28 protein-coding genes and 4 tRNA genes are annotated in these 25,730 nt (G+C 73.8%); 17 read left to right on the forward strand and 15 right to left on the reverse strand.

What is annotated here, in order from left to right; translation table 11 throughout:
• Positions 1-97: 97 nt before the first annotated feature.
• The 5 genes from CNO22_RS27515 to CNO22_RS06355 form a co-directional block, all read right to left on the reverse strand.
• On the reverse strand, positions 98-250 hold the full coding sequence (locus tag CNO22_RS27515) for a DUF7712 family protein (RefSeq protein WP_157936825.1): 153 nt from the start codon (positions 248-250) through the stop codon (positions 98-100).
• A gap of 231 nt (positions 251-481) precedes the next feature.
• Positions 482-1,354, reverse strand: a complete 873-nt coding sequence (locus CNO22_RS06340; RefSeq protein ID WP_198588141.1) for an ABC transporter ATP-binding protein — start codon at positions 1,352-1,354, stop codon at positions 482-484.
• A complete protein-coding gene (locus tag CNO22_RS06345; protein ID WP_100498509.1) occupies positions 1,351-2,379 on the reverse strand; it encodes an ABC transporter ATP-binding protein in 1,029 nt (342 codons plus the stop codon). The genes CNO22_RS06340 and CNO22_RS06345 overlap by 4 nt, the downstream gene beginning before the upstream one ends.
• Complete coding sequence (locus tag CNO22_RS06350; protein WP_100498510.1) at positions 2,369-3,367, reverse strand: branched-chain amino acid ABC transporter permease; 999 nt, start codon at positions 3,365-3,367, stop codon at positions 2,369-2,371. Before CNO22_RS06350 ends, CNO22_RS06345 begins: the two co-directional genes overlap by 11 nt.
• 3 nt (positions 3,368-3,370) lie before the next feature.
• The gene (locus tag CNO22_RS06355; RefSeq protein WP_100498511.1) at positions 3,371-4,642 is read right to left on the reverse strand and encodes a branched-chain amino acid ABC transporter permease; all 1,272 of its coding nucleotides are present in this window, start codon (positions 4,640-4,642) and stop codon (positions 3,371-3,373) included.
• 291 nt (positions 4,643-4,933) lie between these two features.
• Here CNO22_RS06355 and CNO22_RS06360 point away from each other — a divergent pair, with 291 nt between their 5' ends.
• On the forward strand, positions 4,934-5,578 hold the full coding sequence (locus CNO22_RS06360; protein ID WP_157936826.1) for a GNAT family N-acetyltransferase: 645 nt from the start codon (positions 4,934-4,936) through the stop codon (positions 5,576-5,578).
• An 84-nt stretch (positions 5,579-5,662) separates the two neighbouring features.
• On the opposite strand, the gene CNO22_RS06365 is transcribed toward CNO22_RS06360, so the two are convergent.
• Positions 5,663-6,067 carry a PaaI family thioesterase gene (locus CNO22_RS06365; protein ID WP_100498513.1) on the reverse strand — a complete coding sequence of 135 codons (405 nt, stop codon included), beginning with the start codon at positions 6,065-6,067 and terminating at the stop codon, positions 5,663-5,665.
• A gap of 96 nt (positions 6,068-6,163) precedes the next feature.
• Between CNO22_RS06365 and polA the strand changes: the two genes are divergently transcribed.
• On the forward strand, positions 6,164-8,914 hold the full coding sequence (gene polA, locus CNO22_RS06370; RefSeq protein ID WP_100498514.1) for a DNA polymerase I: 2,751 nt from the start codon (positions 6,164-6,166) through the stop codon (positions 8,912-8,914).
• A 203-nt stretch (positions 8,915-9,117) separates the two neighbouring features.
• On the opposite strand, the gene CNO22_RS06375 is transcribed toward polA, so the two are convergent.
• Both CNO22_RS06375 and CNO22_RS06380 read right to left on the reverse strand, forming a co-directional pair.
• Entirely contained in the window at positions 9,118-9,939 is an 822-nt protein-coding gene (locus CNO22_RS06375; protein WP_100498515.1) for an IclR family transcriptional regulator domain-containing protein, read from the reverse strand.
• 115 nt (positions 9,940-10,054) lie between these two features.
• Positions 10,055-11,545: an amidohydrolase family protein gene (locus CNO22_RS06380; protein ID WP_198588142.1), complete on the reverse strand. Its 1,491-nt coding sequence runs from the start codon at positions 11,543-11,545 to the stop codon at positions 10,055-10,057.
• Positions 11,546-11,768: 223 nt separating this feature from the next.
• Between CNO22_RS06380 and CNO22_RS06385 the strand changes: the two genes are divergently transcribed.
• The 5 genes from CNO22_RS06385 to CNO22_RS06405 are packed head-to-tail and all read left to right on the forward strand — an operon-like array spanning position 11,769 to position 16,043.
• Entirely contained in the window at positions 11,769-12,962 is a 1,194-nt protein-coding gene (locus CNO22_RS06385) for a CaiB/BaiF CoA transferase family protein (RefSeq protein ID WP_100498516.1), read from the forward strand.
• Complete coding sequence (locus tag CNO22_RS06390; RefSeq protein ID WP_100498517.1) at positions 12,959-13,816, forward strand: citryl-CoA lyase; 858 nt, start codon at positions 12,959-12,961, stop codon at positions 13,814-13,816. The genes CNO22_RS06385 and CNO22_RS06390 overlap by 4 nt, the downstream gene beginning before the upstream one ends.
• On the forward strand, positions 13,809-14,711 hold the full coding sequence (locus CNO22_RS06395; protein ID WP_100498518.1) for a DODA-type extradiol aromatic ring-opening family dioxygenase: 903 nt from the start codon (positions 13,809-13,811) through the stop codon (positions 14,709-14,711). Before CNO22_RS06390 ends, CNO22_RS06395 begins: the two co-directional genes overlap by 8 nt.
• Positions 14,708-15,067, forward strand: a complete 360-nt coding sequence (locus tag CNO22_RS06400) for a hypothetical protein (protein WP_100498519.1) — start codon at positions 14,708-14,710, stop codon at positions 15,065-15,067. The genes CNO22_RS06395 and CNO22_RS06400 overlap by 4 nt, the downstream gene beginning before the upstream one ends.
• A gap of 4 nt (positions 15,068-15,071) precedes the next feature.
• Positions 15,072-16,043, forward strand: a complete 972-nt coding sequence (locus CNO22_RS06405; protein ID WP_100498520.1) for a quinone oxidoreductase family protein — start codon at positions 15,072-15,074, stop codon at positions 16,041-16,043.
• Here CNO22_RS06405 and CNO22_RS06410 read toward each other — a convergent pair whose 3' ends face one another.
• Positions 16,044-16,886, reverse strand: a complete 843-nt coding sequence (locus tag CNO22_RS06410; protein ID WP_100498521.1) for a class I SAM-dependent methyltransferase — start codon at positions 16,884-16,886, stop codon at positions 16,044-16,046.
• Between the two features lie 213 nt (positions 16,887-17,099).
• Between CNO22_RS06410 and rpsA the strand changes: the two genes are divergently transcribed.
• Positions 17,100-18,560: a 30S ribosomal protein S1 gene (gene rpsA, locus CNO22_RS06415; protein ID WP_100498522.1), complete on the forward strand. Its 1,461-nt coding sequence runs from the start codon at positions 17,100-17,102 to the stop codon at positions 18,558-18,560.
• Between the two features lie 291 nt (positions 18,561-18,851).
• Here the strand turns inward: rpsA and CNO22_RS06420 are convergent, their stop codons facing one another.
• Entirely contained in the window at positions 18,852-19,124 is a 273-nt protein-coding gene (locus CNO22_RS06420) for a hypothetical protein (protein ID WP_100498523.1), read from the reverse strand.
• A 146-nt stretch (positions 19,125-19,270) separates the two neighbouring features.
• Between CNO22_RS06420 and coaE the strand changes: the two genes are divergently transcribed.
• Together coaE and CNO22_RS06430 are read left to right on the forward strand one after the other, a co-directional pair.
• Positions 19,271-19,867: a dephospho-CoA kinase gene (gene coaE, locus CNO22_RS06425; RefSeq protein ID WP_100498524.1), complete on the forward strand. Its 597-nt coding sequence runs from the start codon at positions 19,271-19,273 to the stop codon at positions 19,865-19,867.
• Between the two features lie 15 nt (positions 19,868-19,882).
• A complete protein-coding gene (locus tag CNO22_RS06430; protein WP_100498525.1) occupies positions 19,883-20,137 on the forward strand; it encodes a hypothetical protein in 255 nt (84 codons plus the stop codon).
• A 155-nt stretch (positions 20,138-20,292) separates the two neighbouring features.
• Here the strand turns inward: CNO22_RS06430 and CNO22_RS06435 are convergent.
• The 4 genes from CNO22_RS06435 to CNO22_RS06450 all read right to left on the reverse strand — a co-directional run bounded on the left by CNO22_RS06435 (position 20,293) and on the right by CNO22_RS06450 (position 21,120).
• Positions 20,293-20,364 (reverse strand) — tRNA-Val (locus CNO22_RS06435).
• A 46-nt stretch (positions 20,365-20,410) separates the two neighbouring features.
• Positions 20,411-20,481 (reverse strand) — tRNA-Cys (locus CNO22_RS06440).
• 41 nt (positions 20,482-20,522) lie between these two features.
• A tRNA-Gly gene (locus CNO22_RS06445) sits at positions 20,523-20,595 on the reverse strand.
• Positions 20,596-20,676: 81 nt separating this feature from the next.
• Positions 20,677-21,120, reverse strand: coding sequence for an SsgA family sporulation/cell division regulator (locus tag CNO22_RS06450; protein WP_100498526.1), 444 nt, complete (start codon positions 21,118-21,120; stop codon positions 20,677-20,679).
• A gap of 129 nt (positions 21,121-21,249) precedes the next feature.
• On the opposite strand from CNO22_RS06450, the gene CNO22_RS06455 reads away from it, so the two are divergent.
• From CNO22_RS06455 to CNO22_RS06470, 4 genes are all read left to right on the forward strand, one after another.
• On the forward strand, positions 21,250-21,897 hold the full coding sequence (locus CNO22_RS06455) for a sigma-70 family RNA polymerase sigma factor (RefSeq protein WP_100498536.1): 648 nt from the start codon (positions 21,250-21,252) through the stop codon (positions 21,895-21,897).
• Positions 21,894-22,784 carry an anti-sigma factor gene (locus tag CNO22_RS06460; protein WP_100498527.1) on the forward strand — a complete coding sequence of 297 codons (891 nt, stop codon included), beginning with the start codon at positions 21,894-21,896 and terminating at the stop codon, positions 22,782-22,784. Before CNO22_RS06455 ends, CNO22_RS06460 begins: the two co-directional genes overlap by 4 nt.
• A 14-nt stretch (positions 22,785-22,798) precedes the next feature.
• Entirely contained in the window at positions 22,799-23,272 is a 474-nt protein-coding gene (locus CNO22_RS06465; protein WP_100498528.1) for a TIGR02611 family protein, read from the forward strand.
• Positions 23,273-23,297: 25 nt separating this feature from the next.
• Positions 23,298-23,369: transfer RNA gene (locus CNO22_RS06470), tRNA-Val, on the forward strand.
• A gap of 52 nt (positions 23,370-23,421) precedes the next feature.
• Here CNO22_RS06470 and CNO22_RS06475 read toward each other — a convergent pair.
• Positions 23,422-23,973, reverse strand: a complete 552-nt coding sequence (locus CNO22_RS06475; protein ID WP_100498529.1) for a dihydrofolate reductase family protein — start codon at positions 23,971-23,973, stop codon at positions 23,422-23,424.
• Between the two features lie 144 nt (positions 23,974-24,117).
• Here CNO22_RS06475 and CNO22_RS06480 point away from each other — a divergent pair, with 144 nt between their 5' ends.
• From CNO22_RS06480 to CNO22_RS06490, 3 genes are read left to right on the forward strand one after another with little or no spacing between them, the layout of a single operon-like run.
• On the forward strand, positions 24,118-24,591 hold the full coding sequence (locus tag CNO22_RS06480; protein ID WP_100498530.1) for a hypothetical protein: 474 nt from the start codon (positions 24,118-24,120) through the stop codon (positions 24,589-24,591).
• Between the two features lie 43 nt (positions 24,592-24,634).
• Positions 24,635-25,081: an HNH endonuclease gene (locus tag CNO22_RS06485; RefSeq protein WP_232806841.1), complete on the forward strand. Its 447-nt coding sequence runs from the start codon at positions 24,635-24,637 to the stop codon at positions 25,079-25,081.
• Positions 25,078-25,632: an MOSC N-terminal beta barrel domain-containing protein gene (locus CNO22_RS06490; RefSeq protein WP_100498531.1), complete on the forward strand. Its 555-nt coding sequence runs from the start codon at positions 25,078-25,080 to the stop codon at positions 25,630-25,632. The genes CNO22_RS06485 and CNO22_RS06490 overlap by 4 nt, the downstream gene beginning before the upstream one ends.
• Positions 25,633-25,730 lie beyond the last annotated feature (98 nt).

Genomic DNA, 25,730 nt, shown 5'->3' on the forward strand with positions numbered 1-25,730 from the left:
TGCACGTCCTGCCCGTCCGGCGCCCGGGCGGCCGGTGTGGTCGGCGGACGCCACCGACCAGCGCCACCAGGTGCGGTCGGGCGCGTGCTCCCACGCGTCAGGACGCCGACCTCGCCGCCGGCAGCAGCACCGGCAGCCCGTACAGCTGCGGCCCGGGCCAGACCTCGGTGCGGGTTACCCGCCCGCCGTCGAGCTCGAGCAGGGTGACGGGGGAGTGGTCGCCGTCCCGTGGCACGTCGGCCCGCAGCACACCCTGTCGTCCGCCCGCACCTCCAGCTGCAGCGGGGCGGGTGCGGCGTGCACCAGCACGCGGAGAAGCCGCCCGCGGTCGTGCAGCGGGCGAGCTCCAGGCCGTTCATCCCGCCGTCGCGGGGCCGCAGCTCCCAGCTCCCAGGTCCCGTCCACGCCCGCCGGTCCACCCAGCACGACGGCGCCGGCCCCCGTCAGGGGACCGGCGCCGTCGTGCGGGCCAGGGGGCGGCCTAGTGCGCCTTGGCCAGCGTCCCCAGGTAGAGCTCGATGACCTTCGGGTCGTGCATCAGCGACTCACCGGTGTCGGTGTAGGCGTTGCGGCCCTGGTCGAGGACGTAGCCGCGGTCGCAGATCTGCAGGCACCGGCGGGCGTTCTGCTCGACCATGATGATCGAGACGCCGGTCGCGTTGATCCGCCGGCAACGGATGAAGACCTCGTCCTGGTAGGCGGGGGAGAGGCCGGCCGACGGCTCGTCGAGCAGCAGGACCGACGGCTCCATCATGAGCGCCCGGCCCATGGCCACCATCTGCCGCTCGCCGCCCGAGAGCGACCCCGCCTTGATCTTGCGGCGCTCCCCGAGCATCGGGAACAGGTCGGCCACGTAGTCGAAGCGCTCGCGGAAGACCTTGGGCCGCAGGTAGGCACCCATCTGCATGTTCTCCTCGATGGACAGCGAGGGGAACACGTTGTTGTTCTGCGGCACGTAGCCGACGCCGAGCGAGACCAGCCGGTGGGCCGGGGCGGAGGTGATGTCCTCCCCGCGCAGCGTCACCGTGCCCGAGCGCACCGGGATGAGCCCGAACAGGGTCTTCAGCAGCGTGGACTTGCCGGCGCCGTTCGGGCCGATGATGCCGACCAGCTCGCCGTCCTGCAGGTAGAAGTCGCAGCCGTTGAGGATGTTGACGCCGGGCACGTAGCCGGCCACCAGCTCGTCGGCCCGCACCAGCGCGCCGCCGGCGAGCCGCACGTGCTCCTCGCGGGTCGCGGCCCGCTCGGCCCGCGACATCTCCCCGGCGATCGCCCGCTGGTCCGGGGTGCCGCCGTCGGAGTGCCCGACCTGGAACATCGGGTCCTCCATGGCCGGGTCGTCCATCGTGCTCATCGGTCCTCCTCGCGTCGGGTGTCGGAGCCGATGACGTCGCCCTCGGCGTTCTCCTCGCGGGCGATGGCCGCCTCGGCCTCGGCGAGGACGCGGTCCTCCTCCTCGACGGTGAGCGGGGCGTCGTGGTGCGCGCCGAGGTAGGCGTCGACCACCGCCTGGTTCTGGCTGATCGACTCCGGCGGGCCCTCGGCGATGACCTTGCCGGCGGCCATGACGACGACCCAGTCGCTGATGTCGCGGACGACGTCCATGTCGTGCTCGACGAAGACGACCGTCATGCCCTGCTCGCGCAGGTCCTTGACGTGCCCTAGCAGGCTCTGGGTCAGGGCCGGGTTCACGCCGGCCATCGGCTCGTCGAGCATGACCACCTTCGGGTCGCTCATGAGCGCGCGGGCCATCTCCAGCAGCTTGCGCTGGCCACCGGAGAGCGTGCCGGCGAAGTCGTCCTTCTTCCGGTCCAGCTTGAACCGGGTGAGCAGGTCCATCGCCTTCTCGGTGTTGGCCCGCTCCTGCGCCCGCCAGGTACCGGGCACCAGGGCGCGCAGGAAGCTCTCACCCTTCTGCCCTTGGGCGCCGAGCAGCATGTTCTGCAGCACGGTGAGCCGGGACAGCGCCTTGGTCAGCTGGAAGGTGCGGATGACGCCCAGCCGGGCCACCTGGTGCGGCGCCAGCTTGCCCAGCGGGCGGCCGTCGAAGGACCACGTGCCGGTGTTGGGCTGGTCGAAGCCGGTCAGCAGGTTGAACAGCGTGGTCTTGCCGGCGCCGTTGGGCCCGATCAGGCCGGTGATGCCGCCGCGCTGCACCTCCAGGTGGTCCACCGACACCGCGGTGAGGCCGCCGAACGTGCGGGTGACCCCGTCGACGACGATGGCCGGGTCGGGCTTGGCCACCCCGACCTCCCAGGGGACGTCGCGCAGCGCGGCCCGGGCGAGCAGGCGGGGTGCCGCGCCGGTCGCCGTCGCGTCCAGGGACGCGGCGTGCGCGCCGTGCGGCGCCGGCTGGCCGGGGGTCTGGTCAGCGGGCATCGAGCATCACCTCTCGTCGGTCACCGAAGATGCCCTGTGGTCGGAAGACCAGCAGCAGCATGAGTCCGAGCCCGATCAGCACGAACCGGATCTGAGCCACGTCGGTCGCCGAGAGCAGGTCCTCGGGGATCACCCCGTTGCCGATCAGCGTACGCAGCCCGGTGTCGGCGAACTGGATGATGAAGAACATCAGCATCGCGCCGACGACGGGACCCAGGACTCGGGCCGCGCCGCCGAGGATGAGGGCGGCGTAGGCGAGGAACGTGTTGGCGTTCTGGTACTGGTCGGGGTTGGCCGACGCGGTGCCGAGCGCGTAGATCATGCCGCCGAGGGCGCCGAGCACACCGCCGAGGACGAGCGCCTGCATCTTGTAGACGTAGACGTTCTTGCCTAGCGAGCGCACGGCGTCCTCGTCCTCGCGGATGGACTTCACCACCCGGCCCCACGGGCTGCGCACCAGCAGCCAGATCAGCAGGCAGGACAGCGCCACGAGGACCCAGCCCACCGTGGTCACCCACAGCTCGGCGCCGCTCCACCGGGTACCGAGGATGGGGTACTGGCGGCTGGTGTCCCACGGGGCGAGCGCCACGAAGTCGGCGTTGAACCCCGAGAGGCCGCGGGTGCCGGCGGTCACCGGGGTGGCCGACACCGAGCGGAACAGCAGCCGCAGGCCCTCCGCCGCCGCGATGGTCGCGATGGCGAGGTAGTCCGCGCGCAGCCGCAGGGTCGGCAGACCCAGCAGCAGAGCCAGGACGACCGCGGCGAGCAGGCCGACGACCACGCCGACCCAGAACGGCAGGCCCCACTGGCTCACCGAGATGGCGATGCCGTAGCCGCCGAGCATCGCGAAGGCGATCTGCCCGAAGTTGAGCAGCCCGGTGTAGCCGAACTGCACGTTGATGCCGATGGCGAGCAGCGCGAGGAAGACGGCCTGGAAGCCCAGGCCGGCCTTCAGCGCGACGGCCAGGGCGTCGATCAGCTCACCCATCGTTCAGCCCACTCTCACCCGGCTGCCGAGGATGCCCTGCGGCCGCACGATCAGGATGACGATCAGCAGGAGCAGCCCGCCGACGTACTTGACGTCGTTCGGGATGACCAGCGTCGACATCTGCACGAAGACACCCACCACGACGCTGCCCACGAGGGCGCCGTAGGCGGTGCCGAGACCGCCGAGGGTGACCCCGGCGAACATGAGCAGCAGCAGCCGGAAGCCCATGTCCCACTGCACCTCGTCGGAGAGGCCGAGCAGGACGCCGCCGAGGGCCGCGAGCGCGCCACCCATCATCCAGACGACCAGGATCACCCGGTTGACGTTGATGCCCGACGACGCCGCCAGGTCGCGGTTGTCGGCGACCGCGCGCATCGCCTTGCCGATCTTGGTGCGCTGCAGCATGACGGCCACCAGCAGCAGGACGACCAGCGCGATGACGATCGACGCCAGGTCGGCGTTGGTCATCGTGAACGGGCCGTAGTCGACCGCCCGCTGGCCCCGGTAGTCGGCGTAGGCCTCGGAGCCGCCGCCGAAGATGATCTGGTACAGGTAGCGCAGCAGCAGCGACAGGCCGATCGAGATGACCAGCGCGGCGACCAGGCCGGTGCCGCGGCGGCGCAGCGGCCGCCAGATCGCCAGCTCGTTGAGCGCCCCGACCCCCGCGCCGATGACCATGGCGATCAGCGCGGCCGGGATCAGCGGCACGCCGCCCTGCACGTTGATGAACCACGCGGCGATCGCACCGATGGTCACCAGCTCGCCGTGCGCGAAGTTGGTCAGCCCGGTGGTGCCGAAGATCAGCGACAGGCCCACCGCCGCCATGGCGATGAGCAGGCCGAAGCGCAGGCCCTCGACGAGCAGCTGGATCCAGCGGACCGTGCCGCCACCGGCCTCCCGGCTGCCGTCGCTGAGCGCGATGATGACGCCCTGGTTGCGGCCGGCGTCGACGGTGACCGTGCGGCTGTTCTCCCCGGTCAGCACCACGCCCTCGGGCAGGTCCTCGGCGTTGATCGTGACCGTGTACTGACCCGGACCGGGCACCGGCACCGCCCACTGGCCGTTCTCGTCGGTCTCCACGGTGTCGACCTCGGTGCCGTCGGCGGTCGTGACGACCACCTCGACGCCCTCGACCGGCCCGCTGACGTTGGTCCGCAGCGTGCCCGACACCTGCTCGGTAGCCGTGGGCTCCTCGGTCTGCGCGGCCGCCGTACCGGGCGCCAGCGTCAGGGCGAGCCCGCCGAGGAGGGTCAGCAGGAGCAGACGGAGCAGCATCCGGCCACCGGGAGCCCCGGATCCCCGTGCGGACCGGCGCCGGGCAGGGGCGGTTCCCCTGGGTCCCCGGCGTCCCGGCACACGGCCTGGTGCGTGCGTCACTCGACCTCCCTGGCTCTGTGCATGACGGGGGACGGTAACCCAGCGGTGTTGCGGTTCGACGTCCCCGCGGCCCAGCTGTTACACGTCCGCGACACGCCGCACCCGTCACGCCCGTCCCACGGGCGGCGTGCCGTCGTGATCACGGCGGTCGCCGGGTGCAGGCTCTGGCCACCGTCCAGGGAGGCCCCCGTGTCAGTTCCCGGTCCTCGGTCCCGCGTCACGACGCGCGTCGCGCGTCCCGCCGACCTGCCCGCCGTCCTCGCGCTGGTGCGCCAGCACCGCGCCGAGGCCCACGCCGAGGGGGTGCTGACCGGTCAGACCCCGGGGGCCGCGGCCACCACCGGCTTCCGCCGGCTGCTCGCCGACCCGGCGCACCGGGTCGTGCTGGCCGTGCTGCCCGGTCCGAACGCGCCGGACGGCGGTGGGGCCGGCGCCGAGCTCGCGGTGGGCCTGGCCGTCCTCGGCGTCGACCCGCTGTCGGTGGTGCTCGGCGTCCCGCAGGTGACCGTCGACAACCTCGTCGTCCACCGCGACCACCGCCGCTGCGGCGCGGGCGCGGCACTGCTCGCGGCCGCCGTCGCGTACGCGTCGCAGGTGGGCGCCGCGCACGTCGTCGGTGCCGTCGGCGGGCACGAGGCCGAGCGGCAGCGCTTCTTCGCGCGGATGGGCTTCGCGCCGCTGACCACCCGGCGGATCGTGCCGCGGGAGACCCTGGCGCGGACGCTGGCGGCCTGGCAGCGCGGCGGGGGCACCGTCCCGGTCCCGCGCCGTCCCCTGGTGCGCCGTCGTCCGCCGGCCCGGCTGGTGCCGCTGCTCGACGCCGCGGAAGGCTGAGGCAGCCCCGTCCTGGGGGGACGACGGCCACCCCTCAGGGTCCCGCGCCGAGCGTGCGAGGCGTGGGGGAAGGGTGGTCCTCTTTCAGGCGGCCAGCAGCATGCAGGTGAGCCGGGCGGTGGCGGTCACGCGACCCTGCTCGTCGGTGACCTCGATGGTGAAGGTGGTCAGGGTCCGGCCGCGGCGGACCGGTCTGGCGACGGCGGTGACGACGCCCGCGGTGGCCGCCCGCACGTAGCTGACGTTGAGCTCCGCCCCGACCGCCTGCCGGCCCGGGCCCGCACCCAGGGCCGCGGCCCAGGAGCCGACCGTCTCGACCAGCGAGCAGGTGGCGCCGCCGTGCAGCAGGCCGAACGGCTGCTGATTGCCCTCGACCGGCATGGTCGCGACCACGTGGTCGCGGTCGAAGTCGGTGATCCGGATGCCGAGCTTGTCGTCCAGCGGGCTCATCTGCCCGGCCTCGAGCCAGGCGGGACGGTCAGCGGTCACCCCGGCACCGTAACGAGCGGCCCCGCTGCAGGGTCCCGACCCCCGAGCTTGCGAGGGGGTAGGGGGGGCAGCGGGGTCCTTCTAGGATCGGCGGCGATGTCCGCTCCGGTTGCCACCCCCGCGCCCACCGCCTCCACGGCGACGCCTCACCCGGCCGCCCAGCGCCCGCGGCTGCTGCTCCTCGACGGGCACTCCCTGGCCTACCGCGCCTTCTTCGCCCTGCCGGTCGAGAACTTCTCGACGACGACCGGGCAGCCGACCAACGCGGTGTACGGCTTCACCTCGATGCTGATCAACGTGCTGCGCGACGAGCAGCCGACGCACGTGGCGGTCGCCTTCGACGTGGGGCGCAAGACCTTCCGCAGCGAGATCTACGCCGAGTACAAGGCCAACCGCAGCGAGAGCCCGACCGACTTCCGCGGCCAGGTCAGCCTGATCCAGGAGGTGCTGGCCGCGCTGCACATCCCGGTCATCACCGCCGAGGGCTACGAGGCCGACGACGTCATCGCCACTCTCACCGTCGCGGCGGTGGAGGCGGGCATGGACGTGCTCATCTGCACCGGCGACCGCGATGCCCTGCAGCTGGTCAACGAGCACGTCACCGTGCTCTACCCGCGCAAGGGCGTCTCCGACCTCACCCGGTTCACCCCCGAGGAGGTCGAGGCCAAGTACGGGCTCTCGCCGGTCCAGTACCCCGACTTCGCGGCGCTGCGGGGCGACCCGAGCGACAACCTGCCGAGCATCCCGAGCGTGGGGGAGAAGACGGCGGCCAAGTGGGTCCGCGAGTACGGCTCGCTCGACGCGCTGGTCGACCAGGTCGACACGGTGAAGGGCAAGGTCGGCGAGAAGCTGCGCGAGCACCTGTCCTCGGTGCTGCAGAACCGGCGGCTGACCGAGCTGGACCGCGCCGTCCCGCTGGAGTTGGGCCCGGCCGACCTGGCGGTACGGCCGTGGGACCGCAACGAGGTGCACACCCTCTTCGACAACCTGCAGTTCCGGGTGCTGCGCGACCGGCTGTTCGCCACGCTCACCAGCGCCGAGCCCGAGGCCGAGGGCGGCTTCGACGTCGCCGAGGACGAGGTGCCCGCCGGGGGCCTGGGCGGCTGGCTCGACGAGCACGCCCGCACCGGCCGCACCGGGATCATCTTCCGCGGCACCTGGGGCCGGGGCACCGGCGAGCTCACCGGCCTGGCCCTGGCCGCCGCCGACGACCACGCCACCTTCGTCGACGTCGGCCCCGACCTGGACGCCGCGGACGAGCAGGCGCTGGCCGCCTGGCTGGCCGACCCCGACCGGCCGAAGGTCGTGCACGAGGTCAAGGGCCCGCTGCTCGCGGTGTGGGCGCGCGGCTGGGATCTGGCCGGCGTGGTCAGCGACACCGCGCTGGCCGCGTACCTGGCGCTGCCCGGGCAGCGGTCGTTCGACCTGGGCGACCTCGCCGTCCGCTACCTGCGCCGCGAGCTGAAGGACTCCGCGGCCGAGGAGGCCCAGCTGACCCTCGACGGGCTGGGGCCGTCGGAGGAGGACCTCGCCCGCGAGGCCGCGCACGCCGACGTCCTCAAGGCCGTCGCCGTCAACGACCTCTCCGACGCGCTGGAGTCCGTGCTCGGGCAGCGCGGCGGCGACCACCTGCTCGGCGCGATCGAGCTGCCGCTGACCTTCGTGCTGGCCCGCATGGAGCAGCGCGGCATCGCCGCGGACCTGGACTTCCTGCAGGAGCTGCAGCGGGAGTTCGCCGAGGGCGTCGCCGCCGCGGCCGCCGAGTGCTACGCGGTGATGGGCCGCGAGGTGAACCTCGGCTCGCCCAAGCAGCTGCAGGCGGTGCTCTTCGACGAGCTCGGGCTGCCCAAGACCAAGAAGATCAAGTCCGGCTACACGACGGACGCCGAGGCGCTGACCACCCTGCTCGCGCAGACGGGCCACCCGTTCCTCGAGCACCTGCTGCGGCACCGCGACGTGACCCGGCTGCGCACCGTGATCGACGGCCTCATCCCGATGGTCGACGACGCCGGGCGCATCCACACCACGTTCCAGCAGACGATCGCGGCCACCGGCCGGCTGTCCTCGACCGACCCCAACCTGCAGAACATCCCGATCCGCACCGCCGAGGGCCGCCGGATCCGGCAGGCATTCGTGGTGGGGCAGGGCTACGAGTCGCTGATGACGGCGGACTACAGCCAGATCGAGATGCGGATCATGGCGCACCTCTCCGGCGACGAGGGGCTCATCGAGGCGTTCACGTCGGGGGAGGACCTGCACTCCTTCGTCGCGTCGCGGGCGTTCAACATCCCGATCGAGGACGTCGACCCGGAGATGCGCCGCCGGATCAAGGCGATGAGCTACGGCCTGGCCTACGGGCTGTCGGCGTACGGGCTGGCCTCCCAGCTGCGCATCTCCACCGAGGAGGCGCGCGAGCAGATGCACGCCTACTTCGAGCGCTTCGGCGGCATCCGCGAGTACCTCGACGGCGTCGTCGACGACGCCCGGCAGACCGGGTACACCGAGACGACGCTGGGCCGCCGCCGCTACCTCCCCGACCTGACCAGCGACAACGGCCAGCGCCGGCAGATGGCCGAGCGGATGGCGCTCAACGCCCCGATCCAGGGCTCGGCGGCCGACGTCATCAAGGTGGCCATGCTGCGGGTGGAGCAGGCGATCACCGCCGAGGGGCTGCGCTCCCGGATGCTGCTGCAGGTGCACGACGAACTCGTGCTCGAGGTGGCGCCGGGGGAGCGCGAGGCGCTGGAGACGCTGGTCCGCCGCGAGATGGCCGGCGCCGCGCAGCTGTCGGTGCCGCTGGAGGTCTCGGTGGGCTTCGGCCGGACCTGGGACGAGGCCGCCCACTGAAGAAGGAACTCCGGTCGCCACGAGCGTCGTACCCGGGCAGCCCGGGGGCGGGCCCGTGCTGGGCCGCCCGGGTACAGCGGTGCGGCGAGGCAGGGCGGGCGGCGTTCCCGGCGCTGCTCATGGCGCAACGGTGGTCCCGGTGGCGGTACCGATCCCCCCTGCGGGCACCACTGTGACCCTCGGATGGAGGTCGAGGGTCGGCCTCAGGCCGTGGCGTCGGTGTGCCGGGGCACCTCGACGTGCGGTCGGGACTGCCACAGGGCCCACTCGGCGCTGATGTCGCCGGCCGTGCGCAGCAGCAGCGGCAGGTGCTCGCCGAGCAGCCGGTCGATCGAGGTCTCCGCCGCGTGCACCGTCACGTTCGCCGCCGCGCGCACCGCGCCCGCGGCGTCCCGGACCGGCACCGCCACGGATCGCACCCCGGGGGCCAGCTCCTCGTCGGCCAGCGCCCAGCCCCGGGCCCGCACCTCGGTCAGCTCGTCACGGAGCTGCTCGGCGGACCGGCCGATGTAGGCCGGCAGCCCGGCGCGACTGGGCAGCGCGAGGGTCGCCTCGAGCTCGGCGGGGGAGAGGGCCGCGAGCAGGACCTTGCCCTGGGAGGTCTGGACGGCGGGGAACCGCGTGCCGATCTCGACCCGCAGGGCGATGAGCTTGGGCACCGACACCCGGGCCACGTAGACGATGTCCGAACCGTCCAGCTGGGCCATCGACGACGACTCGCCGGTGCGGGCGACCAACGCCTCGAGGTGCGGCCGGGCGATGTCCCACAGCCCGAGTGCGCTCACGTAGGCGACGCCGAGGGTCAGCACCTTCGGCGTCAGCTGGAACAGGCCCCCGGAGCTGCGGACGAAGCCGAGCTCCTCGAGGGTCAGCAGCAGCCGGCGAGCCGTCGGCCGGGCCAACCCGGCCGCGGCGGCCACGTCGCTGAGCGACATCGCCGGCCGGTCGGCGTTGAAGCAGGACAGGACGTCGAGGCCGCGTGCCAGCGCCTCCACGAACTCCGGTCCCGTGCCGCGTCCCGCCACGCTCCCCCCTCCCTCTCGATCCGCCCGTGGTCCGCCGAGGATCCCACGGCGCGACCCGGGTGCCGGGCCGCGCGGCCCGGCGTCCCACCCCGTACGGCGGGACGCCGGGCGGTCCTCAGCCGGTCACCGCGTCATCGCCGAAGACGCTGCCACGGGCGCCGTGCGTGCTCGCCGACTTGTAGTCGGTGTAGGTGTACGGGTTGTCCAGCAGCTCGTCGTCCGGGGAGTCGGGGTTCATCCCCGCCGCCCAGGTCTCCTCGCCGAGGGTGGCGCGCAGGTGCTCCACGGTGGCGTCCACCGTGCGCCGCACGGCCGCCAGGTCGACCCCGACCAGCCGGTGCTCGGACTTCACGACCCGGCCGTCGACGAGCACGGTGTGCACGTCCCCGCGCTGGGCCTGGAAGGCGACGTGGCCGTACGGGTTCAGCAGCGGGAAGGAGACCGGCGAGCGGTCGTTCTTGATCAGCACCACGTCGGCCTTCTTGCCGGGCTCGAGGCTGCCCAGGTCCTCCCGGCCGAGCGCCCGGGCGCCACCCCGGGTCGCCCAGTCGACGACCTGCTCGGCGCGCAGGTGCACGTGGGTGACGGTGTCGCCCTTGGCGTGCGCCTCCAGGTGCTCGCGCGACCGGTCGGCGCCGAGCGTGGTGCGCATGGCGGAGAACAGGTCGCTGCTCCACCAGACACTGGTGTCCATCGACAGGGAGACCGGGATGTCGTGCCGGCGCACCTGCCAGGTGGGCGGGTAGCCCTGCCCGGCGCTCTGCTCGGACTCGGTGGAGACCGAGATCGACCCGCCGGTGGCGGCGATCCGGTGGTAGGAGTCGGTGGAGAGCGTGGCGGCGTGCACGTACACCGTGTCCGGCGTCATGAAGCCGTGCTCGTGCATCAGCCGCAGGCCGTCGTCGTTGGTGGCGCCCCAGACGCCGGCGTGCGTGGTGACCGGCAAACCGAGTTCCCGGGCCGCCTCGAAGGCCGCCTTCTCGGGGAAGGCCGGGTCGCCGGTGACGTCGAAGGCCAGCTGCAGCCCCAGCCGGCCCTCGTCGCGCCGGCGCTGCAGGAAGGCCCGGACGGCGGGGTCGGTGGCCCACTCCCACGGCCCGGCCTGGATGTTGCCGTAGGCCAGGACGAACCGGCCGGGCACGGCCAGCAGCGCGTCCGCCGCCGCCTCGGCGTGGTCGACGGTCTGCAGCCCGTGCGACCAGTCGACGGTGGTGGTGACCCCGGCCTCGAGGGCGTCCCAGGCCGACAGCAGGTTGCCGGCGTGCACGTCCTCCGGGCGGAAGACCCGCCCGTGCTCGAGGTAGTACCAGACGAAGTACTGGGTGAGCGTCCAGTCGGCGCCGTACCCGCGCATCGCGGTCTGCCACATGTGCCGGTGGGTGTCGATCATCCCGGGCATCACGATGCCGCCGCGTGCGTCGACCTCGACGGTGCCCGGCGGGACCTCCAGCGACGGGCCCACGGCGGCGATCCGGTCGCCCACCACCAGGACGTCGGCGTCGGTGAGGACGGTGTGCGCGTCGTCCATGGTCAGCACCGTGCCGCCGCGCAGGACGACCGGCCGGTCGTCGGACGGCACCACGACCTCGCTGTCGGGGTGGGTCACAGTTCGCCTCCAGAAATCGCCGGGCTGAGCGGACAAGTGTCCGCACTACGGTCGTCCGCGGCGCCGTGGACACCCTGGAGTGATCTCGGCCGCACTGTCAAGGCGGCCCTCTCGGCGCAGCACTCGACGGAAGCGCGCTTGACAGGGACGGACGCGGCTGCCGAGACTCCTCACACCGCGCGGACGACTGTCCGTTCTCGACCTTGAGGAGTGCCGGGACCCCATGAGCGACCCCCGACAGGTTCCGGGAGCCGGCCGGGGCGGCGGCCCGCTGGCCGGTCTGCTCGTCGCCGACTTCTCCCGCGTCCTCGCCGGCCCGTACGCGACCATGCTGCTGGCCGACCTGGGCGCCGAGGTGGTCAAGGTGGAGAGCCCGGCAGGGGACGACACCCGGTCGTGGCAGCCCCCGGTGCGCGACGGCGTGGCCACGTACTACCTCGGCGTCAACCGCAACAAGCGGTCGGTCGCGCTCGACCTCAAGGACCCCGACGACCTGGCGGCCGCCCGCGAGCTGGCCCGTCGCGCCGACGTGCTCGTCGAGAACTTCAAGCCCGGCGGCCTGGCCCGCTTCGGCCTCGACCACGCCACGGTCTCGACGACGAACCCGGGCGTCGTCTACGCCTCCATCAGCGGCTTCGGCAGCCAGCCGGGCGGCGCGTCCCTGCCCGGCTACGACCTCATCGTGCAGGCGATCTCGGGCCTGATGAGCCTGACCGGCGACCCCGACGGCGAGCCGTTCCGCGCCGGCATCTCGGTGTTCGACGTGATGGCGGGGCTGCACGCGACCATCGGCGTCCTCTCCGCCCTGAACCGCCGGCACGAGACCGGTCGCGGTCAGCACGTCGAGGTCAACCTGCTGGCCTCGGCGCTGTCCGGGATGGTCAACCACTCGAGCGCCTGGGTGGCCGGCGGCGTCGTCCCCTTCCGGATGGGCAACAGCCACCCGAGCCTGTTCCCCTACGAGCCGCTGCCCTGCGCCGACGGGGACCTGATCGTCACCGCGGGCAACAACGGGCAGTTCCGCAAGCTCGTCGAGGTGCTCGGGGCGCCGGAGCTGGCCGAGGACCCCCGCTTCGCGCGCAACGAGGACCGGACGGCGAACCGCGACCAGCTGCGGCCGCTGCTGGTCGAGCGGCTGCGCACCCGCACCAAGATCGAGTGGTTCCGGGACATCATCGCCGCCGGCGTGCCGTGCGGACCGATCAACACCGTCGACCAGGGGGTCGCCTTCGCCGAGGAGGTGGGCCTGGACCCGGTGGTCACGGTGGGGGACGGCGCCGCCGCCGTCCCGTCGGTGCGCAACCCGATCCGGTTCTCCGAGACCCCGCCCGACTACCGCCTGCCCCCGCCCGGCCTCGACGAGCACGGTGCGGAGATCCGCCGCTGGCTGACGACACCGGAGAAGGGCCGGCGATGAGCGACGCACGCCCCGAGTACCCGACGGCGCTGGGCGCCTCCAGCCGGGACGGCATCACTCTGCTGGGCACCGACCTCGCCCGCGACGTGATGGGCGAGGTGGGCTTCGGGGAGCTCGCCTTCTGGCTGGCCACCCAGCGGCGCCCCACGCTCGGGGAGACCCGGGTGTTCGAGGCGGTGCTGGCGGCGCTGGCCGACCACGGCTTCACCCCGACCGCGATCGTCACCCGGCTGACCTACCTGTCCGCGCCGGACTCCGTCCAGGGCGCGCTCGCCGCCGGTCTGCTCGGCGGCGGCTCCCGGTTCCTGGGGGTCACCGAGGACTGCGGCCGCTTCCTGCACGACGTCCTCACCGGGGTGGACGGCGAGCTGCCCGCCGACGACACCGGCTGGGACGCCCTGGCGCTGGAGACGGTCACCGCGCAGCGCGCGGCGCGGCGCTTCGTCCCGGGCCTCGGGCACCACGTGCACAAGGACGGCGATCCGCGGACCCCCCGGCTGTTCCAGATCGCCGCCGAGGAGGGGCTGCTCGGCCCGCACCTGTCGCTGTTCGCCGCGATCGGCCGGGTGCACCCGCAGGTGCTGGGCAGGACCCTGCCGCTCAACGGCGCCGGGGTCTGCGGTGCCGCCCTGGCCGACCTGGGGCTGCCGATGGAGCTGCTGCGCGGGTTCGCCCTGCTCGCCAGGACGGCCGGGCTGATCGGCCAGCTCGCCGAGGAGCTGCGGCACCCGGTCGCGAACGAGGTATTCCTCTCCGTCGACCTCAACAACCGGTCCGTCGCCCCGGACCCGTACGTCCCCGAGCCCCTGCCCGCCCACGAGTCGTCCGACGCCGACGGAGGTCGTCATGGCTGAACTGGCCGCGGTCATCGCGTCCACCCACCACCCGTTCTACTACCGGGCCAGCACGTCGACCGGTGCCGACCGGCCGCCGTTCGCCGACGAGTGGGTGGCCAAGATCGAGCGGTTCCGGGAGACCCTGACCCGGGCCGAGCCGGACGTCCTGGTGATGGTCGGCAGCGACCACTTCCACCAGCTGTGGCTGGACAACATGCCGCAGTTCCTGGTGGGCAAGGCGCCGTTCTTCGACGCGAACTTCTACAACGAGGAACGCGAGTTCGGGCTGCCGCGGATGCTGCTGCGGGGCGAGGAGGAGCTCGCCGCCCACCTGCTGCGCGACGGCCTCGACCGCGGGTTCGACCTGGCCTTCAGCAACGAGCTGCGGATCGACCACAGCATCACGTGCCCGATCATCACGCTGCGCCCGCAGGCCAACCTGCCGATCGTGCCGGTCTACACCAACATCTTCGCCCCGCCGCTGCCGCAGCCGAAGCGCTTCGTCCAGCTCGGTCGGGCGATCCGGGAGATGGTCGAGTCCTGGGACAGCGACAGGCGCGTCGCGGTGATCGGCACCGGCCACCTGTCGCTGGAGCTGGGTGGGCCGCGCCAGTTCGGCGAGCACGGCCCGGACCCGGAGTTCGACCGCAAGGCCGTGGAGTGGATCGCCAGCGGCGACATCGAGGGCTGCCTGGCGGAGGTCAGCCTGGACAGCCTGCACGCGCCGGGGAACGCCACCCACGGCTTCATGGACTTCATGCTGATGATGGGGGTCGCCGGCGAGGGGCAGCAGGCCGACCACGTCGACACCCTCGACCTGTTCCACACCATGGAGGCCTACTTCACCTGGTACCCGAACGGCCTCCCGCAGCCGCGAGAGGCCGCGGTCGCCCCGGCGGCGGTGACCCGGTGAGCAGGTACCTCCTGGACAAGTTCCTGTACACCGTCGACCGCGACCCCGAGCTGGTCGAGCGCTACCGCAAGGACCCGGCGGGCACGGTGGCGTGGTGGGAGGCCGAGATGGCCGGCACCCTGCTCAACTGCATCCCCGCCGAGCGGACCACCTGGCTGTCGTTCACCGAGGACGAGCGCCGCGCCCTGCGCGAGCACGACCACGTGGCGCTGTTCGAGATGGGCGCGCACCCGTTCCTGACGCTGACGCTCTTCATCGCGATGTTCGAGCGCGACCACGGCCCGCTGGAGTATCAGAAGGCCTACGGCAGGGCGATGCAGCACATCTCCCTGCCCTATCCGGACATCGCGACCTGAGCCCGTGCACGCCGCCGTCCTGCACACCCCGGGGGAGCCCCCGGCGTACCGCCGCCACCCCGATCCCGTCGCCGACACCGGACGGACGCTGGTGCGGGTGACCGCCGCGCCGGTGGTCCCGCTGGACCTGTTGTGCGCCTCGGGGACGTCGTACTTCGGCCGCCCGGCCGTGCCCTACGTCCCCGGGGTGCAGGGCGTCGGCGTGGTGGAGGCCTCCGCCGTCCACCCGCCCGGTGCCCGCGTCTGGTTCGCCACCTCCGCCGGCATGGCGCCCGGCGACGGCAGCCAGGCCGGGCGCTGCGCCGTGTCCGACGACGACGTCGTCCCGCTCGACGCCGACCTCCCCGACCCGGCGGTCGCCGCGATCGGCCTGTCGGGTGTGGCCGCGTGGATGGCGCTGACCTGGCGGGGGCAGCTGCGGTCGGGGGAGCGGGTCGTGGTGCTCGGCGCCGGGGGAGCCGTCGGGCAGGCCGCCGTCGGGGCGGCCCGGGCGCTCGGCGCGGCACGGGTCGTCGCCGTGTGCCGGCCGGGACCGTCCGCCGAGCGGGCCGCGCGAGCCGGCGCCGACGAGGTCGTCCGCCTCACCGGCGACGTCGACGAGCTGGCGGCGCGGCTGGCGGAGGCCACCGGCGGCAGTGCCGACGTCGTGGTCGACCCCGTGTTCGGCGCCGCGGCCACGGCCGCGTCCCGGGTGCTCGCGCCGGGCGGCCGGCTGGTCAACCTCGGCGGGGCGTCGGGGGACACGGCGGAGTTCTCCTCGGCCACCCTGCGCAGCCGCAGCGCCTCGGTTCTCGGCTACACCAACAACGCGCTCACCCGGGAGCAGCGCGCCACCGCGCTCGCCGCCGTGCTGGCCTGCGCCGCCGCCGGGCAGCTGGCGGTCGACCACGAGGTGCTCCCGCTGTCCCGGGCGGCGGAGGGGTGGGACCGCACCGCCACCGGTGGACGACGCGTGGTGCTGCTCCCGGGCGGCTGATCAGCCGGGCGCGCGGCAGACCAGCACGAGGGTGCCGGGCACCAGCGCCCCGCGGGCCGGCGACCACTGGCCCCACTCCTGCGTGCGGCCCGGCGGCCACTCCGGCTCGACGAGGTCCTCGAGCACCAGACCCGCGCCCACGACCGCGCGCACCCAGTCCCCGACCGTGCGGTGGTGCTCGACGTAGACGGCGTGGCCGTCCTCGTCGGTCTCCACGTACGGCGTCCGGTCGAAGTAGGAGGAGACGACCCGCAGGTCCTCGGGGTCGGGGGAGTCCGGCAGCGGCCAGCGGAACGGGTGGTTCACCGAGGCGACGAACCGCCCGCCGGGCCGCAGCACCCGGGCCACCTCGGCCAGCGCGCCCTCCACGTCGGCGACGAACGGCAGCCCGCCGAACGCCGAGCAGGCCAGGTCCACGCTGGCCGTCGCCAACGGCAGCGCCCCGACGTCGGCCTGCAGCAGCGGGACGTCGATGCCGGTGGCCCGGTTGAGCTCGGCGGCGCGGGCCAGCATCCCGCCGGAGAGGTCGAGCGCGACGACGTCGGCGCCCTCCTGCCGCAGCCAGCGCGCGCACGGCGCGGACCCGCAGCCGATCTCGACCACCCGGCGTCCGGCGACGTCCCCGAGCAGGTGCGCCGCGGACTCGCGCAGCCCCTCGGGACACCACAGGAAGTCGACGTCACCGAGGTCCCCGCCGTGCTCGGCGAGGTAGGCCGGCGCCGCGGCGTCCCACCAGCGGCGGTTGGCCCGGACCGACTCCGCCGTCCCCGCCGGCCGGCGGGCCACACCGCTCGGCGCGGGGTAGCCGTCGTCGGCGAGGGGGAGGTCGTCCGGGCTGTCCATGACACGCCGATCGTGACACGCCGGGGCGTCCGGAGGCGCCGCACCCAGGTGGACCGGGTGGTCCCGGGCTCCGTACCATGGGAGTGCGCCAGAGGTCTGTCAGTGCTGAACCCGCCAGGGGATCGGCGCGCGCCGGCTCTCCCCGCTCCCCGCGGTCACCCGGCCGCGGGTCGTCCTGTCCCTACGCATCCCCCGTCCGGAGCACTCGACCACATGACCTCCACCCAGGTCCGTCCTAACAGCACCCCCCAGGTCGCCGTCAACGACATCGGCACCGCCGAGGACTTCCTCGCGGCCATCGACCAGACGATCAAGTACTTCAACGACGGCGACATCGTCGAAGGCGTCATCGTCAAGGTCGACCGGGACGAGGTGCTGCTGGACATCGGCTACAAGACCGAGGGCGTCATCCCCTCGCGCGAACTCTCCATCAAGCACGACGTCGACCCCAACGAGGTCGTCAAGGTCGGCGACGAGGTGGAAGCCCTCGTCCTCCAGAAGGAGGACAAGGAAGGCCGCCTGATCCTCTCCAAGAAGCGCGCCCAGTACGAGCGCGCCTGGGGCACGATCGAGGCCAAGAAGGAAGCCGACGAGGTCGTCACCGGCACCGTCATCGAGGTCGTCAAGGGCGGTCTCATCCTCGACATCGGCCTGCGCGGGTTCCTCCCCGCCTCGCTGGTCGAGATGCGCCGCGTCCGCGACCTGCAGCCCTACGTGGGCCGCGAGCTCGAGGCCAAGATCATCGAGCTCGACAAGAACCGCAACAACGTCGTCCTCTCCCGCCGGCAGTGGCTGGAGCAGACCCAGTCCGAGGTCCGCAGCGAGTTCCTCAACAAGCTCGCCAAGGGCCAGGTCCGCACCGGCGTCGTCTCCTCGATCGTCAACTTCGGCGCGTTCGTGGACCTGGGTGGCGTCGACGGTCTGGTGCACGTCTCCGAGCTGTCCTGGAAGCACATCGACCACCCGTCCGAGGTCGTCGAGGTCGGCCAGGAGGTCACCGTCGAGGTCCTCGACGTCGACCTGGACCGTGAGCGGGTCTCGCTGTCGCTGAAGGCGACGCAGGAGGACCCGTGGCGTCAGTTCGCCCGGACCCACCAGATCGGCCAGGTCGTGCCCGGCAAGGTCACCAAGCTGGTGCCCTTCGGTGCGTTCGTCCGCGTCGACGAGGGCATCGAGGGTCTGGTGCACATCTCCGAGCTGGCCGAGCGGCACGTGGAGATCCCCGAGCAGGTCGTGCAGGTCGGCGACGAGATCCTGGTCAAGGTCATCGACATCGACCTCGACCGGCGCCGCATCTCGCTGTCGCTCAAGCAGGCCAACGAGGGCGTCATCGGCGACGAGGAGCAGTTCGACCCCGCCGCCTACGGCATGGCCGCGTCCTACGACGAGCAGGGCAACTACATCTACCCCGAGGGCTTCGACCCGGAGACCGGCGAGTGGCTCGAGGGCTACGACGAGGCCCGCGAGACGTGGGAGCGGCAGTACGCCGAGGCCCAGGCCCGCTTCGAGGCGCACCGCAAGCAGATCGCCGCGGCCCGCGAGGCCGACGCCGAGGCTGCGGCCGGTGGCAACTACTCCAGCGGCGAGGCCGAGGTCGGCGACACCTCCGGCGGCACCCTCGCCAGCGACGAGGCGCTCGCGGCGCTGCGGGCCAAGCTCGCCGGCGGCGAGTGACCCCCGCTCAGCGCGGCTGAGCAGCACCACCTGAGGCCGAGGCCCGGGACCCCGCGGGGTCCCGGGCCTCGGTCGTCCCTCCCATCCCCGTGGAGGGACGAAGAGAGGCCCCTGGACGCGTCCGCGGGGCCTCCCGGTCCAGGCGGTCTTCCTACACGGTCCCGCCGCCAGCGTGCGAGTGCTGGGTGGTAGAGGCGGCCACCCTAGAGGGGCCCGCGCCGAGCTCGCGAGAGAAAGGACCCGCTCCTCGCCGACCCTCGCACGCTCGGGCCGGGTCCCGGGAGCGGGCCTTCAGAGGCTGAGGATGATCGCGAAGGCGGTGCGCGGGCGGCCGCCGGAGTTCGCGAGGAACTGCCACGTGTGCCGGCCCGCCGGAGCCGTCGCCGACAGCCACCGCAGGAAGGCGTTGCGCGGGCGGACGGCGCCGGTGCGCTCGAGCCGCTCGCGGACCATGGGGAGGTCCGTGCACCGCACGCCCGTGGGGCGGTCGAGCCGGTGCCGACCCGGGCCGCGCCGGACGGCGGCGGGGGTCGACGAGGGGGCGGCGTGCGCGGGACGGGACATGGTGGATTCTACCTCTCTGGGGCGTGGGGAGATCGCCGAGCAGAGAGTTGCTGATGGGGCGCGTGTGACTGGAGCGACGCGCCGGGCAGGACGGACGGGTGTTACCCGTCCGTGATCGTCCCGCGCCCGCTGGCTACTGTCCGTGCGTGCTGCGCATCGGGCTGACCGGCGGGATCGGATCGGGCAAGAGCACCGTGGCCGGCCTGCTGGCCGCACGCGAGGCGCGCATCGTGGACGCCGACCGCATCGCCCGCGAGGTCGTCGAGCCGGGCACACCGGGGCTCCAGGCCGTCGTCACGGCGTTCGGGGACGGCGTGCTGACCCCCGAGGGCACCCTCGACCGCCCGGCGCTCGCCGCGATCGTGTTCGCCGACCCCGGTGCCCGCCGCCGGCTCGACGGCATCGTGCACCCGCTGGTGCGGGCCCGCGCCGCCGAGCTGGTCGCCGCGGCCCCCCCGGACGCCGTGGTGGTGCAGGACGTGCCGCTGCTGGTGGAGACCGGCCAGGCCGGCTCGTACGACCTGGTGCTCGTCGTCGAGGCGGACCTGGACACCCGCGTGCGGCGGCTGGTCGGCCGGGGACTGTCCGAGGACGACGCCCGCGCCCGGATCGCGGCCCAGGCCACCGACGAGCAGCGCCGCGCGGTGGCCGACGTCGTGCTGGACAACAGCGGCACCGTCGAGGAGCTGGAGGCGCAGGTGGAGCGCTTCTGGACCGAGCGCGTGGCACCCGCCCTCGGCTGACGGCACACTCGCCGCGTGCCCGCCGACCGCCCTGTCCCGAGGAACCGGGACGCCGAGCGCGCACGCAACACCGCCCGCATCCGGGTCGGGCTGGCCGTGCTGTTCGCCGTCCTGGCAGTCCTGCAGTGGATGTCGAACGACGACCCGTGGGTCCCGCTCGGCTACACCGTCGCGGCCCTGGCGTGTGCGAGCACCGCCTGGGGCGCCCGGCGACGGGCGCGGGAGGCGGCTCTGCGGGCGGGGGCCGGAGCTGCCGAGACCTCACCATGAGGCGCCGACCACGGTGACGTCATCGGTCGGGCGCAGCCTGCCGGCCTGACCGAACCCGGAGCAGGCGGGGCGCAGATCGCAGCCGGCCGGGGCCGACGCCGGTGCCCTGGGACGGCGAGAGGCCCGGGTCCCATGGACCCGGGCCTCTCCTGCTGTGGGCGATACTGGGTTCGAACCAGTGACCTCTACCGTGTCAAGGTAGCGCTCTACCACTGAGCCAATCGCCCGATCCGGCCGGCGGCCGGTCCGCTCCACCGATCTCGGCGGAGGCCGAGGTGGAGACGGGATTTGAACCCGTGTAGACGGCTTTGCAGGCCGTTGCCTCGCCTCTCGGCCACTCCACCGCACGCGGGCGCCGAGCTGACGGCCAGCGCCCGAGGTTCCGAGCGGACGACGGGATTCGAACCCGCGACCCTCACCTTGGCAAGGTGATGCTCTACCAACTGAGCCACGTCCGCGTTGCTGTCCTGCTGTGTCGCTGTCTTGCAGGGAGAACCATACCCGACCCTCGGAGGGGGTTCACGGGGGGTCCCCCTGGGTCACCGACCCGTCGGGTCGGCCCCGCCGTTGGACAGCAGGGCGGCCAGTTCGCCGTCCACCTCGAGCACCGAGGACTCCTCGCCGAAGGGGACGACGCTCGCGGTCAGCTGCAGGAAGCCGGCGACCGTGCCGCGGGACACCTCGAACAGCGCCTCGCCCGAGGGGGCGCGCAGGTGCAGGAACAGGACGTCGCCCGACGTCCGGGACGGCCACAGCCGCACGTCGCCCTCGCCCGCCGGCCGGTCGAGCCCGGCCTGCAGCAGGTCGCGGCCCACGAGCCAGGAGATGCCGTCCTCCTCGGCCCCGTCGCCGAAGGTGATCCGCACGGCGAACGGGTCACTGATCTCGTAGCTGAGCAGCGCGGGGACCTCGGTCCAGGACTGCGGACCGACCAGGTGCAGCGTCGTGGGGCACGTGTACCCAGGCGTGGCGCGGTTGATCATGACTCGAACAACGACCTTCCGTGACCGAGGTGACGCCCGGATGACCACCGGGCGTGTCGACCTCCTGATTGCCCCTTCCGGGCAGAGCTGAACCGCGCCGCCTGCCTGTTGCGAAGACCGCGTGTGACGATGGGGCTCGTGAGCAGTCCGGCACGGCGCGTCGGGGACGGCCCCGCGGGCGCCGACCTCCTCCTGCGCATGCGCGCGGGCGACCGGAGCGCCGTGGACGAGCTCTATGACAGGTACAGCCGTCCGGCCTTCGCGCTGGCCCGGCGGATCCTCACCGACGACGTCCTGGCCGAGGACGTGTTGCAGGACGTGTTCCTCACCGTCTGGCGCGACCCCGGGGCCTTCGACGCCGCGCGGGGCTCCTTCTCCTCCTGGCTGATGGCGATGGTCCACCACAAGGCCGTCGACGCCGTCCGCCGGGAGGAGTCGCACCGCCGCCGGCAGACCCGGGCCGCGGACGACCTCGCCCTCACCACCCCGACGTCGTCCCGCGACGTCGAGGACGAGGCGTGGAGCCGGGTGGTGTCCGAGCAGGTGCGCGGCGCGCTGAGCGCCCTGCCGGCTCCGCAGCGGGAGGCGCTGACCCTGGCCTACTACGGCGGCTACACACAGCGGGAGGTCGCGGCGTTGACCAGCACGCCGCTGGGCACGGTGAAGACCCGCATGCTCGCGGGGATGCGCCGGCTCCGCGAGGAGCTCGGGAGTGCGGGCGTCGGCCCGGGTGGCGCGCTCAGCGAGTCCGCGCCGGCCGACGGGACGAGCCGGTGACCGCGCCGCGGGACCCCCGGCGCGGGGAGCACGAGACCTTCGACGAGCTCGCCGTCGGCTGGGCGCTGCACGCCCTCGAGCCGGAGGACGAGGAGCTCTTCGCCGCCCACCTGCCGACCTGCCCCCGGTGCCGGCGGACGGTGAGCGAGACCACCGACGTCATGGGCGCCCTGGCCGGCGACCTGGCACCGGTCGACCCCCCGGAGCGGCTGCGGGACCGGCTGCGCGCCGCGGTGGAGGAGACCGAGCAGCTGCCGCACCCGGCCCGCGAGGACGAGCGGACGACGCCGCCGCCGGTGCCGCCCACCGCCGTCGACCCCCAGGCGCCCGTGCGCCGGTTCGAGGCCCCGGCGGGAGGCGCGCACCGGGCGCCCCTGCCGGTCGGCGCGGTCGACCCGCGGTCCAGCTGGCGCCGGGTGCTGCCCAACGCCCTCGTGGCGGCCGCGGTCGCGGCGATCCTCGCCCTGGGCACCTGGAACGTGGTGCTCAACTCGGCCCGGGAGGAGGCGCAGGCGACCGCCGCCGAGCAGGCCGAGCTGGTCGAGGCGCTGCTGACCCCCGGCCAGGCGACGATCGCGCCGCTGACGGACGACGGCACCCCGGTCGCGACCGTCGTCGCCCGCGACGACCAGGTGCAGGTGGTCACCCAGGGCCTGGCACCCAACGACGTCCAGGAGCAGACGTACGTGGTGTGGGGGACCGGTGCCGGTGCTCCCGCGCCGCTGGGCACCTTCGACGTGACGTCCCCGCAGCCGACCCTGCGGACCGTAGGCTCGGGCGCGTCCGGGCTGGACGCCTACACCGGCTTCGCGGTGAGCCTCGAGCCCGGCCGCTCGGCTCCGCCGGAGCCCAGCGACATCGTGGCGTCGGGGGAGGTGCCCAGCTGAGCGGTCCGGAGACGGTGGCCCCCTCCGGCACCGGGCAGCCGGCGGCCGCGGCGTCCGGTGCGCGGCGGGCCTCCGCGGCCCACGACGCGCACCGCAGCCTGCGGGAGCGCGTCGTGGCGACGCACTGGCGGCAGCGCCTGGCCGCCCGCCGTCCGCTCGACCACGCCTACCGCCTGGTCGTGGGCGCGGTCGGCGGTGTCGTCGTGGCCTTCGGCCTGGTCACCATCCCGTTGCCCGGGCCGGGCTGGCTGACCGTCATCGCCGGGCTCTTCCTGCTGGCCACCGAGTTCACGTGGGCCGAGCGGCTGCTGGACTTCACCCGCCGGCACGTGCGGGCCTGGACCGAGTGGCTGGGTCGGCAGCGGGCATGGGTACGGGTCGCCGTCGCGCTGGCCAGCGCGGCCTTCGTCTACGGCGTCCTGGTCGTCGTGCTCCACGTCATGGGCGTTCCGGACTGGGTGCCGGGGTGGGTGCCACTCTGGCGCTGAGCGTCTGGCAGAATGTCTGCCGCAGGGGCGATTGGCTCAGTGGTAGAGCGCTTCGTTCACACCGAAGAGGTCACTGGTTCGAACCCAGTATCGCCCACCGGCACGAGAGGCCCGGGTCCGTCGGACCCGGGCCTCTCGCCGTCCCCGGGTCAGGCGGCGGCCGGGCCGTAGGTCAGGTGGACAACGCCGTTGCTCAGGCTGTCGGCCCCGAGCAGGGACAGCGGCGTCCGCGGCCCGCCCTCGGGGAACAGCCGGATGCCGGAGCCGACGGCGACCGGGTAGACGTACAGGTGCAGCTCGTCGACCAGGCCGTCGGCGACCAGGGCCCGCACCAGGGTGGCGCTGCCGCTGACGTAGAGGTCGCCCTGCTCCTTGAGCTCGCGGACGCGGCCGGCGTCGTAGCCGCCGACCGCGGTGGAGTTCCGCCACACCGACTCGGCGTCGGTCAGCGTCGAGGACACGACGTACTTGGTCGTGTCGTTGAAGAAGGGCGCGCCGGGGTCGTCCTCGACCGTCCGGGTCGACCAGGCGGGTGCGAACATCTCGAAGGTGGTGCGGCCCAGCAGGATGCCCTGCGCCAGGGCCGTCTGCGCCCCGATGGACGCGGCCAGGTCGTCGGGGAACCCGTAGTCCATCGTCCACATCGGGGCGTCGACGACCCCGTCGACGGTGGTGAACTCGTGCACTCTGATCGCGCCCATGTCTGCTCCTGCCTGTGTGCTGCGGCCCGGCTGCGGCGGTCGCCGCGGGGGCCGCGGGGGCCGGCGGTCGGTGTCGTTGGGGGAGACCCTGGCCGATCGGGTTTCTCATCGGTGCGCAGCGCGCCGCCCTGGCACGATGCGGCGGTGTCCGACGACGAGCCCCTCCCCGGCGGCCCGGTCCCGGTCTGGCCGGGGCCGGACCTGTACACGCTGCGTGCCCTGGTGGAGCTGGACCTGGCGCTGGACACCGAGGTCCCCGTCGACGCGGCGTGGACCGTGGTCACCGACGTCGCCGACCGGGCCTTCGGCCGCGGGTGGCAGCGCTGGTACGGCGAGGCCCTGACCGCGGAGGGTGCCGGCGACGACCTCGGGCGGCTGCTGGCGCAGGACGATCTCGCGGAGCGGGTCCTCGGCCGGCTGCACGACCGCATGCGCGAGGACGACGAGGCCCCGGACCCCCCGTGCGACGAGGGGTACGGCTGGTACGCGTACCCGCCGGGGACCAGCCCGGGACGCGAGGCGTTCCGGCGGTCGGTGCGGCGCCGGCGGGCGACCGCCCGGGCGGCCCTGCTGTCGCCCCGGAGGCGGCGGGTGGCCGGGCGGCGCTCGCGGGACTGACGACGTCGGGCACGTGGGCGCGCCGAGGGGGACCATCGGTGCGGTGTCGCGCCGCAGGCCCCCCGCCCCGCCCGCACCGGTCCGGCCGCGCCGGCCGGGGCGCGCCGAGCGGCTGACCGAGGTCCTGGAGCGGGACGGCGACACCTGCATCTGGTGCGGCCGGGTCCTCGGCGGCCTGGTCCCGCCGACCACCGAGCACGTCGTCCCCCGGCTCAAGGGCGGTCCGTCGTGGCTGGCCAACGAGGTGGCGGCCTGCCGACGCTGCAACGCCGAGCGCGGCCACCGGGCGCCGGTGGACTGGCTGGAGGAGTGCGAGCGGCGCGGCTGGCGGCCCGACGCCGACCGGCTGGCCCGGGCGCTGGACGCGCTGCAGGCGGCCATCGACCGCGAGGGCGGTCAGCGCCGGGCGCGGCCCTACCTCGACGCGCAGCGGCGCCGACTGCGCCGTCGGCCGCCCCCCTCGGGCGAGGGACGTACGGTCGCCTCGTGACTGGTGCGGGCAGCGTCGTGCAGGTGAGCGTCTACCCGGTGAAGAGCCTCGGCGGGCGGACCGTGCGGGAGGCGGAGGTGGGTCCGGCGGGCCTGGTCGGCGACCGCGCGTGGACCGTCGTCGACGCCACGACGGGGGAGCGGGTCACGGTCAAGAGCACCCCGGAGATGGCCGGGGTCGTCGCCACGGGGGACGACGAGGCCGACACGGTCACGCTGACCGGGGTGCTCGGCCGGCCGGTGCGCCTGCAGCGGTCCGGGCAGCCGCAGGTGGACGCCGCCGCGGTGCACCTGGTCAGCCGCGGCGCGATCGCACGGGCCGACGCCGGCGACGTCCCCGAGGGCTGCTCGGCCGACGACCCCCGTGCCAACCTCCTGGTCGACCTGCCCGAGGGCGAGGACGAGCGCTCGTGGGTCGGGCGCACGGTGCGCATCGGCGAGGTCGAGGTCGCCGTCACCCGCACCCCCAAGCACTGCCTGGGCGTCTACGCCGAGGTCCGGCGGCCGGGGACGGTGCACGTCGGCGACCGCGTCGAGGTGCTGCCCGGCTGACAACGTGTTGAGAAAGGGCTCAGGAAGCTCGTGCTGGCTGCCAGGGACGGCGGCCGGGAGCCGGTGCGAGTCGGCGGGCCATCAGCCCGATCATGGCC

The organism is Geodermatophilus chilensis (assembly GCF_002802985.1).
Taxonomy (GTDB): domain Bacteria; phylum Actinomycetota; class Actinomycetes; order Mycobacteriales; family Geodermatophilaceae; genus Geodermatophilus; species Geodermatophilus chilensis.